We start from the raw sequence: 12,514 nt of genomic DNA, 5'->3' as shown, positions 1-12,514 counted from the left end.
GCTGCCGTCAGGCAGACACCCTATTTCTTTCTGACCGGGGCCAGGAGGTCGAACGGCATATTGTTTGCCTGCTCCGAAGGCGTCCGCGCATAGGTGTCGGTGTCGGGCGTCGCGGGCACGTTGAATTCTTGCCGGGCGTAGGCCGTCGACTGCTTGGCCGGCGTCACGCCCATCGTCTTCAACAGCTGGCCGGTTGCGGCCAGCAGGCGATATTCCGCGAACAAGGATGCGAAAGCGGCGGTGTTGGCGAGTGTCTCGGAGTTGAAGCGGGTGTTCTGCGCATCGAGCACGTCGAGCAGCGAGCGCTGGCCGACCTTGAACTGCTCGCGGTAGGACACCACGAGCCGGTCGTTGGCAACCGTCTGCTGGCGCAGCGTCTTGGTCAGGTCCGCCTGGCGGAAACGACGGTCCCAGGAGATGCGCACCGCCTCGTCGATCTCGCGCTGCACCTGGTGAAGGGCAAGTCGCGTCTCGCTGACGCGCCGGATCTGCTCCTGCTCGTTGGCCTTGTCGATGCCGCCGCGATAGAGGTTCCAGCGCAGCACCAGCCGGGCCTGCAGGTCGTTGGTATCTTCGTTGTCGCCGTCGATATCGGTGCCGACGCGGGCGCGGCCCTCCGCGACGACTTCCGGTCCGTATTTGGCCCGCGCCGCATCGACGAGCGAGGCGGCCGCATCGATGTCGCTGCTGACCATGTGGACGCGTGGATTGTTGCGACGGGCAAGACCCAGCGCATCGTCAAGCGAACGAGGCAGCGCCTTCGCCACCGAGCCGGGCTTGGACGGGCTTGTCAGCGGCTTGCCGACCGTCTTGAAGAACCTGATCTTTGCCGCTTCCAGCTCTTCGGATGCTTCCTGCAGGCGGGCCTGTGCGGCATAGAGCCGTTCTTCGGCCTGCTGCCGGTCGGCATCGGTCAGGGCGCCGCCCTGGATGCCTTCGCGGATGTCGCCGAGGATCGACTGATGGAAGCCGAGATTTTTCTTGGCGTCGGCAACGATCTGAGCCTGGAGCAGATATTCGAGATAGTCCTGAACGACAGAAAGCCCGATGAATTCGGAGCGCTCGAGCACGCGGAAGGATGCGCCGTCGACGCGCGAGGCCTGGCGCGTCAGTTCGGCGCGGCGCGAACCGCTGTCGAACAGTTTCTGGGTAACGACGACACCGGCTTCCGACGGATACAGGGAGTCATCTTCAATCGAAAGCGCGCGCCGCGATGAATTGTCGAGCCGGCGCACGCCGGTCGATGCTTCGAAGTCGACGCTGGGAAGGTAAAGTCCCTTCGCCTGCCGCAGCTCGAATTCGATCGCTTCGCGGTTTTCGATGGCCTGGCCGATCTCAGGGTTGGATTCGACGGCCACCGCCATCGCTTCCTTGAGTGTCAGCGCGCTGGCACCATTACCTGACAGCATGGTTGCCGCCAGCAACACGCCAAGCCGCATTGCCAGTTGTCCGAGACGCATCGGCATAAACAATCCCCCATCCATCCGGCGCCCCGCAGCAGCCGAAATCCCAATCCCGCATCCACTTAGGAGCAATTATCCAGTGGCGGTAGAAAATCGACAGCAAATTTAATGCCGCTACTCTGAATCCTGCGATTCGAGCGATTTGGCTAAAGCACTGATGCAAAAATGCTACATTTCTGGCCGCTAAAACTACCGCTGCGTAGTAAACGCATCCGTTTTGCACTGACGATGTCACCGAGCGGATCGAGGCTGCGGGTCAACCTGGAATTGCCGGTGGGGTCGGCATCCGCCGATTCGCCGTTCGTCGTCTGTCGGCGTCAGGCCGCGCCGCAGCAGCCCTATTGCGGCAGCGGGCCCTCGCCGGGCGCGATTGCTGCAAAGCTGCCGGTTGCAGCCGCGATTTGTTCCGAGCCGGGCTTCGCGCCATGGATCCAGGCACGATCGGTGCTGAAGGAATAAAGCGGAACGTAGCTCTTGAGCGCACCGTCGCGCAGGACGCCGTTGCTCAGATTGTCGAGAATGAAGGTTCCACTCTGGGTGGCAACCGAGAGAACGGCATGGAAGACGCCCCGGCTGCTGTCCTGCAGCACGACCAGCGACATGCTTTGCGCCGGCACGCCGGCTTCAATCAGCGCCGCCATCTTGAGAATGGCAAAGTCTTCGCAGTCGCCGGCGCCGCGCGAAAGTATTTCTGCCGGCTTGGCCCAGTAGTCGAGATTGCCGTAGACCGCCTCGTCCTTGCGATAAGCAATCATGGTGTTGACCGCGCGATTTACGGCGACGAGCTTGTCGAGGAACTTGCCGTCACGGCTGCGCACGGCCAGCGCCGAAAGGATCGCGCCGTTCTTGCCGCAAGCGGCCGCCTCGGCGCAGTCGTTGATCTCGCGATAGACCTTGGCCCAGCGTCCCGCGACCGGGAAGTTGCGCATCGGAATGGCAACCGAACCGAACACGCCGGGAATGATGGCCGCCGTTTTCATCTGATCGACGCCAGCGACGGCGTCGTGTTCGGATGCGCTGCGCAAGGCAAGGCCGTAACCGTCGAAATCCCGGTCGAACTGGAAGGGCTTGGCCGCGATCGTGGATGCCTTGGGTTCGGCAAGCATCAGACCGCCGAGAAGCTGCTGTGCGCTGGGCTGGGTAACGCTCGGCGCCTCAAACCGCTCGTTCGCATTGGCGCCGTTTAGCGCCGCAACGAGAAATGCTGCTGCTGCAAAGCTCTTCAATCCGAGTTTGGAAAAGTTGCTCGCTGTTGCTTTCATTTCGCCCACCTATTTTGGTGAAAGCTAGCAACATCGTCTCAAATTATCGGAAACGAACGCAGGTAATCATAGTATAATCTTCGTGATATACTTTTCAGAAAATTTTACATAAATCTTCGACTTTGCCGCCCCATCTCTTCCAAGGTTGGCGCTGCCATGCGATCCATATCGCCTGCCCGAAGCGGGGGATGGAACGCCAGTGCGTCGTTGCGACTTTGTACAGCTTGGGTTGAGAGGAGCGCGGATGTGATCTCGTGGCGTGCGGCTCTGGTTCACATGGCCGCGCTCGTCGCGATTGGCGCGGTTGCTTTGGCGGTCATGGCACAAGGTGATGCTTACGCGCCGCCACAGCCGATTTTCGAAGCCGGTCGACCCGGCGCCTTGTCTTTGGACTCGACGGACAAGCCTCACGCGGCCACTGGAGACTCGGCGGCCGCGCGCGATCCGACACGCGCGATTGCCCCTGAAGTCGTCGTACCGCCTGAAGCTGCCGCCCAGACATTGCAACGCGTCGAGGCAAGGCCGCCGCTCGGTGACCTGGGGCTCGCTGCGCCACCGAAGCCGGTTAGGCCCGACGATTGGGAAGGCACGCTTCTCTATCGTCCTGTCGTGACGTCTTCGGCCTCGTTCGAGTCGATGGGCTATACGATACTCATTGCCGGCACCGAGGCGCTTGGTCCCGACCGGACGTGCGCGTTCGAAGGCGCGGTATGGCGCTGCGGCGAGCGGGCCATGCTTGCCTTTAGATACTGGCTGCGCGGCCGGGCGCCCATGTGCCAGGTGTTTCCGCCTGCCGAACGTCAGCCCGTGGCCGCCGCCTGCAGGCTCGGCAAGCAGGATGTCGGCGCGTGGCTCGTCTCAAATGGCTGGGCGCATGCGCGGCCCGGCGGCGGTTATGAAAAAGCCGAAGAGGTCGCGCGGAAAGCCAAAATGGGCGTGTTCGGGCCACCGGGTTGAGGCGGCGCAGTTGCGGCTCGCCAAAGGCTTTTGGATGTTGAAATGCAAGATAGTCCTCGACTTTCGGCGGTATTCGTCAAACTGTTCGAATTCGCACAAGGAATGTTTCATTCTCCACAGGTAGATCGGTTCGACGAAGAGAGCGGAGGGATCTGGCGTGGATAATTTGGGTACAGGAAATGCAGGGCGTAGCTGGGCACCAGTCGCCCGTTATGCGCTTCTGGGTACGACCGCTTGCGTTGCGGTCGCGGCAGGCGCTGCGGCAATCCTGTTTCAAGGCCAGGCAGACGGCATCTTCTGGCGCGCGGTGGTCGGCGCGGGCGTTGTTGCTGGCATAGTCGCCGCGCCGCTGCTTGCCATTGTCGCCAATGAACGGCGCAAATTCGGCGCGCTGAAATCCGAAATCAGCCGGCTTTCGTCGGTCGATGCGCTGACCTCGGTCCTCAATGGCGGTGTTTTCGCAAGCTTGATCGACGCATTTCGCAGCGGTTCGGCAGGGTCGGGGCGCCGGCAGGGTGCGCTTCTGGTTGTCGACGTCGACGATTTCAGGGCGATCAATGCCAGGTTCGGCCATGCCTGGGGTGACGAGGTGCTGAAGATAGTCGCCAGCGCCATCAAGTCTTCCGTCCGTACCGGCGATCTCGTCGGCCGCATCGGCGGCGAGGAGTTCGGCGTGTTCCTGCCCGGCGCCACCAAGGAAAATGCCGAGCGTGTCGCCGAGCGCATCCGCGGTTCGATCTCCGACACCATCCTCGAGCCGGGCGGGCGCAACTGCCCGCTGACGGTCAGCGTCGGTGCCGTTCTGTTCGAAGATCAGCTCGAATTCGACGAAATGTTCCGCAAGGCCGACGGTCGCCTCTCCGAGGCCAAGGCGCGCGGCCGCAACCGTGTCGAGTTCGCCGAATTTTCCAGCGATGGCGACGAAAGAGCCGGCTTCAACGCCTGAGGCCTTGAGACAGTCTTGAGATATCCGAGTCGCGCGGCCTTGCTGCGCGGCTTTGTTTTTTTCGTTCTGAAGAGACTGTCACGAAACCATCATCCAGCTGTCATCGCGCTGAAATCTCGCTGCCCCAAACGGAACCGGCAATTCCGTTCAGGCAAAGAGGTTTTCCATGTCACGCAAGCTCCTGCTTTTGACGACCGCGCTCGCCGCGTCAGCGGCCTTCCCCGCTTATGCCGGCCAGGCGTTCAACCGCATCGCCACCTTCCCCGTCGCCACCAATCTGCCGGCTGATGTCGATGCGGCGACCCCGACCTCGTCGGAAATCATCGCGGCGACCGAAGACGGCATGACGCTGGTCTATTCCGACAGCCCGCTGGGTGCTGTCGGCTTCATCGACATCACCGACCCCAAGGCGCCGAAGGCCGCCGGCATCGTCAAGATCGACGGCGAGCCGACCTCGGTGATCGTCGCCGGCAACAAGGTGCTGGCGGGCATCAACACCTCCAAAAACAAACAGGAGCCTTCGGGCAACCTGACCGTCATCGACCTCGCCTCCAAGGCGATCGAGGCCTCCTGCGACCTCGGCGGCCAGCCCGACTCGGTGGCGCTGAGCAAGGACGGCAAGTTCCTGGCCGTTGCCATCGAAAACGAGCGCGACGAAGAACTCAACGACGGCGCGATGCCGCAGTTGCCAGTTGGCAACCTCAAGATCGTCGCCCTCAAGGACGGCGCGCCCGACTGCGCCTCGATCAAGACCGTCGACCTGATCGGTATCGCCACCGTGGCACCGGAAGATCCCGAGCCGGAATTCGTTGCCTTCAACGACAAGGGCGAGATCGCGGTTACGCTGCAGGAAAACAACCACATCGCCATTGTCGATGCGGCAAGCGCCAAGATCGTTTCGCATTTTTCCGCCGGCGAGGTGACGCTTGAAAACGTCGACACCAAGAAGGACGGCGCGCTCAATTTCATGGGCACGGTCGAAAACACACCACGCGAACCCGACGCGGTGAAATGGCTCGACAACGACCGCCTCGTTATTGCCAATGAAGGCGACTACAAGGGCGGCGCGCGCGGCTTCACCATCTTCTCCAAGGCTGGCGACGTGCTTTATGAATCCGGCCCATCCTTCGAGTACCAGGCGGCTTCTGCCGGCCACTATCCCGACGCCCGCAACAAGAAGGGCATCGAGCCGGAAGGCCTCGAATTCGCGACCTTCGGCGACCAGAAGCTGATCTTCGTCGCCGCCGAACGCGCCTCACTGATCGGCGTCTACAAGGATACCGGCGGCGCGCCGGAATTCCTCCAGCTGCTGCCTTCGGGCATTGGCCCGGAAGGCCTGGTTGCCATCCCGCAGCGCAACCTTTTGGTCACCGCCAACGAAACCGATCTCGTCGAAGACGGTCTCGCGCGTTCGCATGTCATGGTCTACGAACTTGGCGAAGGCGCAGCCGCCTATCCGCAGATCGCTTCGACCTCTAGGGATGACGGCACGCCGCTCGGCTGGGGCGCGCTTTCGGGCCTTGCCGCCGACCCCAAGGAAGCGGGCAAGCTTTATGCGGTGTCGGACTCGGTCTACCGCTCTGCTCCGGCGATCTTCACCATCGACACGTCAAAGACCCCTGCCCTGATCACGGAAAAGATGATCGTCACCCGTGACGGTCAACCTGCCCAGAAACTCGATCTCGAAGGCATCGTTGCCGACGGCAAGGGCGGTTTCTGGCTGGCGTCGGAAGGCCGTTCCGACAAGCTCGTTCCGCACGCCATCTACAACGTCAACGCCAAGGGCGAGATCAAGGAAGAGATCGCCTTCCCCACCGAGCTTCTGGCGCACGAGACGCGCTACGGTCTCGAAGGCATCACCACGCTTGGCGAAGGCGACGACCTGACGCTGGTCATGGCGATCCAGCGCGAATGGGCCGACGATCCCAAGGGCCAGGTCAAGCTCTTGGCCTACAAGCCCAAGGACAAGGAATGGTCGGCGGTGCGTTATCCGCTCGATGCCGCCGAAAAAGGCTGGGTCGGCCTGTCTGAGATATCAGCCCATGACGGCAAACTGTTTGTCATCGAGCGTGACAATCTGATCGCCCAGGAAGCCAAAAACAAGCGCATCTACGCAGTGGCGCTCGACGGCTTCAAGCCGGCCAAGCTTGGCGGTGAGTTGCCCCTGGTGGAAAAGACGCTGGTTCGCGACCTGCTGCCAGACTTGAAGTCGGCGACCAACGGCTATGTCGTCGACAAGGTCGAGGGTTTTGCCATCGACGCATCGGGCGAGGCTTTTGTCGTCACCGACAATGACGGTGTCGACGACTCTTCCGGTGAAACGCTGTTCCTGCGCCTCGGCAACATCGCCGCCATCAACTGAGCGGCACAGAACTGAAAAAATATGGAGCCGCGGCAGAGATGCCGCGGCTCTTGCTTTTGGAGGTCCGGAGATCAGCCTGCCAGCTCAGTGCGATAGAGCTTGCCGAGGCCTTCGATCGGTCTGTCGTAGCCGCCGAGGCGCAGCATGTGCCAGGCCATGGCATGGTTGCTCGAGGTCACCGGCTTGCCGAGCTTGGCTTCCACCCGCTCGGCGATGCGGGCAACACGCAGGCTGGTGCAGGAGACGAACACCGCCTCGCATTCGTCGGACGAACCGACGTCGAGGATCGCCTTTTCGATCGCCTCGGTGGTGATGCGGGCGACGAGATTGTCGTCCGGCTCGTTGAACGACCCCATGACGGGGATCTCAAGCCCACGCGCCATGAAGGCTTCGCGCAGCGAATGGTTGATGGTGGCGATATAGGGCGTGAGCAGCGCGATCTTCTTGGCGCCCATCGCCTTGAAGGCGGCGAGTGCCGCTGTCACCGGATCGGTGACCTTCACCTCGGGCATGACTTCCCGGACGCGCTTGGCGACCTGGCTCTCGCCGATCACCAGCGCGCCCGAAGTGCAGCCAAAGCCGATGACGTCGAAGCGCACGTCGGGCAAAAGGCCGACGGTGCCGGGGATGTCAGCCTCCATCTTGCGCAGATTGTCGGGCGTGATCTCGACCGGCGAATGCAGCCGCGCCTCATAGAGCGCCACGCCCTCGGGCAAGGCGAAGCGGAACTCGTCCTCGATGGTCTGGTCGGTGCGCAGCACCAGAAGGCCGAGATTGGCCGTCTGGCCGATGCCGTTGTCGGTGTCGAACGGAATGTTTTCGATGTTCGAAACGAGACCGGCCTGGCCGGCCGGCTGTGCAGCGATGGTCATGATCTGCCCTTCTATGTCTGGGGAGGTGCTGCGTCAGCTGACTGCCGCGAGCCGGGGTTTGTCCTCGGCGGCCGGGGGCTCGCCGCCGAGGTAGAGATGGCGCATCGCTGGATCGGCCAGCAGGTCTGCGGCCTTCCCCTCGATCGCCACCTTGCCGAGCGACAGCACATAGGCGCGGTCGGCAACACTGAGTGCTTCGAAAGCGTTCTGCTCGACCATGACGATGCACATGCCGGTGCGGTCGCGGATCTCGGCGATCGCGGCAAACACATCGTGCATCATCAACGGTGACAGGCCCGCCGAGGGCTCGTCGAGCAGCAGCACCTTGGGGTTGGAGATCAGGGCGCGGGCCAGCGACAGGATCTGGCGTTCGCCGCCCGACAGAGCCGAGGCCTTGCGCTCCTGCTTGGAAGCCAGAGAAGGATATTGCGCCATCAGCTCGGCATAACGTTCGTTGCGTTCGGCCACCGGCAGATGGCGCGCGCCGAGCAGGATGTTGTCGGCGACGCTCAGCGTTGAAAACACATTGTCGGTCTGCGGCACGAAGCCCATGCGATGGTGCTTGACCTTGTCGTGCACGGCCACCGCGCTGACATCGCGGCCTTCCATCTCGACCGCCCCGCCGCGCGGCCTGACAAAACCGGCGATGCATTTCAGCAGCGTGGACTTGCCGCAGCCATTGGGGCCGAGGATGGTGACGATCTCGCCGCCGGAAGCCGTAAGGTCGATGCCCTGGAGGATATCGGGGCCGTCGCCATAGCCGGCGCGCACATTGTTGACGCGGATCATGCCGACACCTTCTGCCTGGCCACCGACTTGCCGAGATAGGCCTCGACGACGCGCTCGTTTTCGGTGAGCTCGCGCGGGGCGCAATCGGCGATGATTTCGCCGCGATCGAGCACGATGCAGCGGCCGCACAGCTCGCGGATGAAATGCATGTCGTGTTCGACAACCAGCATGGCGACGCCGCGCTTGTTGAACGCCTTGAGCAGCTCGACCATGCGGCTGCGCAACTGCGGATGCACACCCGCCGTCGGCTCGTCGAGGCAAAGCAGCTTCGGCCTGGTGCGCAAGGCGACAGCGATGGAGAGCAGCTTCTTCTGTCCGCCCGACAGCGAGCTTGCCGGCAGGTGGGCGACGGGCGCAAGCGCGAACTGTTCGATCAACTCGTCCGCCTCGGCGTCGTCGCTGCCCTTGCCGGTGAAGGCGTCGAGCAGCCCTGCCCCATCGCGCGATCCGGCGCGCAGCACCTCGCGCACTGTCATGCGGTGCGGCATCGACGGCAGCTGAAAGGTGCGCACCAGGCCTTGCCGCGCGATCTTGTGCGAAGGCATTCCGGCGACGCTCTTGCCGAGGAAAAGGATCTCGCCGGCATCGGGGCGCGAAAAGCCCGAGACGATGTTGAGCAGGGTCGACTTGCCCGAGCCGTTGGGCCCGAGCAGGCCAACGATCTCGTCGGCGCCAATGCGAAAGCGTACGTCGCTCAGCACTTTGTGGGCGCCGAAAGCCTTGGCGACGCGCTCGGCGGTCAGGACGGCCTCAGCCATTTTGCTTGCCTCCGATACGTTCGGGGATCAGGCCCTGCGTGCGCCACATCAGGAAGGCGAGCAGGCCACCGCCGACGAGCGTCAGGCGCATTGCCGCGACATATTCCGACGGCAGGCCAAGCGCGTCCTTCACGAAGGGAACGAAGGCGAACAGGAACTGCATCAGGATGGCGCCGACAATGGCGCCGAGATGGTTGCCCGAGCCGCCGATGATGACCATCGCCCAGATCAGGAAGGTCTCGGAGCTGACCAGCTGGTCGGGACCAACGAAGGTGATGTAGTGGGCGAAGACGAAGCCCGAGGCAGCAGCCAGGACGGCCGCGACCATCAGCGTCTGCGTCTTGAGCGCTGCGAGATCATAGCCGAGCGAGGCGGCAAGCTGCGGCTCTTCGCGCATCAGCTTGAGCGCAAGCCCGTAGCGGCTGTTGGTCAGGCGCTGGCACAGCCACCAGGCGGCGAGCAGCAGGAGAACACACAGGCCAAGCGTCATCAGCGGGCCCATGGGGCGCGGCATGTCGCCGAACAGCAGTGGGATGCCGCTCACGCCTTGCGCGCCGCCGGTCAGCCAGGCCTCATTGTTGGCGAGGATGCGCAGCACTTCGGCGACCGCAAGCGTGGCGATGCCCCAATAGTCGGCGCCGAGATTGCGGCCCAAGCGCGCGAAGGCAGCGGCGACCACGAGGGCGAAGACGATGCCAAGCGCGATGCCGGCGACCGGGCCGAGCTGGTGCGAGAAAGCGATGGCCGCGCCATAGGTGCCGCAGCCAAACAGGATCACCTGGCCGAAATTGACCAGCCCGGCAAAGCCGACCTGCAGATTGAGGCTGAGCGACAACAGCCCATAGAGGCAGGCCATGATCGCGACATGGATGAGGAACTCAAACACGCTTCACCTCCGAAACGAACAGGCCGTAGGGCTTGACCAGAAGCACGACGACAAGCAGCAGGAAGGACGCTGCGGTGGCATATGCGGCGGGAATGAACAGCACGGATTCGCCGAACAGCGGCCCGAAATTGACATTGGTGACCATGGTTTCGGCCGCGGCGATGACGACGGCGCCGACGGCGGCACCAAGCGCATTGCCGAGGCCGCCCAGGATGGCGGCGGCAAACACCGGCAGCAGCATGTCGAGGCCTAGCTGGGCGCTCATCTCGCCCTTCACCGACAGGCCGATGCCGCCAAGGGCTGCCATCACGCCAGAGAGGAAGACGACCGTGTTGGTGACCTTGCGCGTGTCGATGCCGGTGGCACTGGCGAGCACGGAATTGGTAGCGGTGGCGCGCATGCAGCGGCCGAGGTCGGTGCGGAAGAGGATGAGCGCGAAGACAATGATGGCGAGCGCGCTGATGCCGACTGACATCAGCTGATGCTCGGTCAGCCGTGCACCTAAGAAACGCAGCGGCGGGTTGATCTCCAGTTCGAAGCGCTTGGGCCTGGGGCCGGCGGTGACCAGGAAGATCGCCGAAAACACCATGGACAGCGCCAGCGAACCGATCATGGCAATGGCCGAGCCGGCGCGCAGCAGGCGCTCGAACACGACGACGTTGAGCACCACGGCGATGATGCCGACAAGGGCGCAAGCGGCGATGGCCGCAACCACCAGCGGCAGGCCAGCCATCTGAAGGCCAAGCGCCAAAAGCGCACCTGTCGTCGCATATTGCACAAGCGCTACATTGGGAAAGCGGATCAGCGAATAGACGCTGCTCAACCCGATGGCGATCAGCGCCAGGTCGACCGCGCGGATCAGGACGTCGACGACAAACTGGACCATGCTCTTTTCTCGTAAGGGGACTTCATCACACAGCGGCTGCGCTGGTGCGGAAAGGCAGGCCGGACGCCAGTTCCGGCCTGCCGTAAGGACGAGGGTTAGAACCCTAGCGCTGCTGGACGCCGTCCTCGATCTTGAGCTTGAGATAGGGCTGCTTGGAACGCTGGCGGTCGGCATCGAAGGTAATGTCGCCGGTGGCGCCCTTGTAGCCGTTGCCGATTTCCTTCAGCGCGGCACTGATCGCCTTGGGCTCGGCCGAGCCGGCCTTTTCGATGGCGGCAGCGGCCATCATGACAGCGTCGTAGCCATAGCCGTTGAAGCTGGTCTTGAAGGGCTCGTTGTACTTGGCCTTGTAGGCAGCTTCATAAGCCGCGCCATCGGGGCCGATGTAGTTGAGGTCGAGACCATACTGGCCCTGGACGAATTTCGGGTCGGCGTCGGAGGTGCACATCGACAGATAGATGGCGTACCAGGGCGTCGCGTTGATGCCGAGCTCGAAGGACTCGCGGTTGATGGTCGCGGCTTCCTTGCCATAGGCAGAGTAGACATAGACGTCGGGCTCGCTGCGCTCCATCTGCTGCAGCTCGCGGCGATAGGTGGTCTGGCCCTCGGTGTACATCACGGTGGTGACGACTTCGCCGCCAAGTGCTGCAAAAGCCTTCTGGAACTGTTCGGCGACGCCCTGGCCGTAGGCGTTGTTCGGCACGATCACCGCCGCCTTCTTCCACTTGTTGTCGACCACGTCCTGGGCGGCGAAGCCGGAGGATACGTTGTCGAGGCCGATCAGCGAGAACGAGCCGTCGCCGAGGCCGCGGATCTTGCCGCTCGACGAGCCGATATTGAGATGCACGCGGCCTTCCTGGACCAGGTACTGGCCGACCGGAATGGTGATGCCGGAGGAGTATTCGCCGATTACCACCGGCACGTTGTCGACGGTGACGAGTTTCTTGGCGGCGTCGAGCGCGGACGGCGCGCGGCCACCGGAATCCTCGACGATGACGCGCAGCTTCTTGCCGCCGAGCACGCCGCCCTTCTCGTTGATCTGGTCGACGGCAAGCTCGATGCCGCGGCGCTGGTCGTCGCCGAGCGTAGCGCTCGCGCCGGACAGCGGCACCACGGCGCCAAGAACGACTTCCTGGGCCAATGCAGGCAGGCTGCTCAGCGCAAGACAAGCGGCAGCCAATAGGGCTTTGTGCATTTTCATCTCCATTTGTTTCGTTGTCGGCCGGGCCGCTACGTGGCGCCCGGTCCCCTCTTTATTGAAAACATGTAGACACAGAATTTTTCAGAAGTGAATACACATAATGATGCACTTGCCATTTTATCTGCAAGATAG

General features: G+C 63.0%; 11 protein-coding genes. 3 read left to right on the top strand and 8 right to left on the bottom strand.

Annotated elements, in window-relative coordinates:
* Positions 1-20: 20 nt before the first annotated feature.
* On the bottom strand, positions 21-1,466 hold the full coding sequence (locus AC1RTB_RS21750; protein WP_492879583.1) for a TolC family outer membrane protein: 1,446 nt from the start codon (positions 1,464-1,466) through the stop codon (positions 21-23).
* 335 nt (positions 1,467-1,801) lie between these two features.
* Positions 1,802-2,725, bottom strand: a complete 924-nt coding sequence (locus AC1RTB_RS21745; RefSeq protein ID WP_492879582.1) for a transglutaminase-like cysteine peptidase — start codon at positions 2,723-2,725, stop codon at positions 1,802-1,804.
* Between the two features lie 246 nt (positions 2,726-2,971).
* On the opposite strand from AC1RTB_RS21745, the gene AC1RTB_RS21740 reads away from it, so the two are divergent.
* The 3 genes from AC1RTB_RS21740 to AC1RTB_RS21730 all read left to right on the top strand — a co-directional run bounded on the left by AC1RTB_RS21740 (position 2,972) and on the right by AC1RTB_RS21730 (position 6,990).
* On the top strand, positions 2,972-3,682 hold the full coding sequence (locus AC1RTB_RS21740; protein WP_492879581.1) for a thermonuclease family protein: 711 nt from the start codon (positions 2,972-2,974) through the stop codon (positions 3,680-3,682).
* A 157-nt stretch (positions 3,683-3,839) separates the two neighbouring features.
* Positions 3,840-4,628, top strand: coding sequence for a GGDEF domain-containing protein (locus tag AC1RTB_RS21735; RefSeq protein ID WP_492879580.1), 789 nt, complete (start codon positions 3,840-3,842; stop codon positions 4,626-4,628).
* 166 nt (positions 4,629-4,794) lie between these two features.
* Entirely contained in the window at positions 4,795-6,990 is a 2,196-nt protein-coding gene (locus tag AC1RTB_RS21730; protein WP_492879579.1) for an esterase-like activity of phytase family protein, read from the top strand.
* A 71-nt stretch (positions 6,991-7,061) separates the two neighbouring features.
* On the opposite strand, the gene AC1RTB_RS21725 is transcribed toward AC1RTB_RS21730, so the two are convergent.
* From AC1RTB_RS21725 to AC1RTB_RS21700, 6 genes are all read right to left on the bottom strand, one after another.
* Positions 7,062-7,862: a maleate cis-trans isomerase family protein gene (locus AC1RTB_RS21725; RefSeq protein WP_492879578.1), complete on the bottom strand. Its 801-nt coding sequence runs from the start codon at positions 7,860-7,862 to the stop codon at positions 7,062-7,064.
* Between the two features lie 33 nt (positions 7,863-7,895).
* Positions 7,896-8,651: an ABC transporter ATP-binding protein gene (locus tag AC1RTB_RS21720; protein WP_492879577.1), complete on the bottom strand. Its 756-nt coding sequence runs from the start codon at positions 8,649-8,651 to the stop codon at positions 7,896-7,898.
* Positions 8,648-9,409 (bottom strand): ABC transporter ATP-binding protein, encoded by a 762-nt coding sequence (locus AC1RTB_RS21715; protein ID WP_492879576.1) that lies wholly within the window; start codon positions 9,407-9,409, stop codon positions 8,648-8,650. Before AC1RTB_RS21715 ends, AC1RTB_RS21720 begins: the two co-directional genes overlap by 4 nt.
* Complete coding sequence (locus AC1RTB_RS21710; protein WP_492879575.1) at positions 9,402-10,295, bottom strand: branched-chain amino acid ABC transporter permease; 894 nt, start codon at positions 10,293-10,295, stop codon at positions 9,402-9,404. The genes AC1RTB_RS21715 and AC1RTB_RS21710 overlap by 8 nt, the downstream gene beginning before the upstream one ends.
* On the bottom strand, positions 10,288-11,181 hold the full coding sequence (locus AC1RTB_RS21705) for a branched-chain amino acid ABC transporter permease (protein ID WP_492879574.1): 894 nt from the start codon (positions 11,179-11,181) through the stop codon (positions 10,288-10,290). The genes AC1RTB_RS21710 and AC1RTB_RS21705 overlap by 8 nt, the downstream gene beginning before the upstream one ends.
* 103 nt (positions 11,182-11,284) lie before the next feature.
* Positions 11,285-12,376: an ABC transporter substrate-binding protein gene (locus tag AC1RTB_RS21700; protein WP_492879573.1), complete on the bottom strand. Its 1,092-nt coding sequence runs from the start codon at positions 12,374-12,376 to the stop codon at positions 11,285-11,287.
* Positions 12,377-12,514: the final 138 nt, after the last annotated feature.

Source organism: Aminobacter sp. GW821-FHT11F06 (assembly GCF_058808215.1).
Note: the sequence above shows the minus strand (reverse complement) of the source record. Positions and strands in the feature narration are given on the sequence as shown.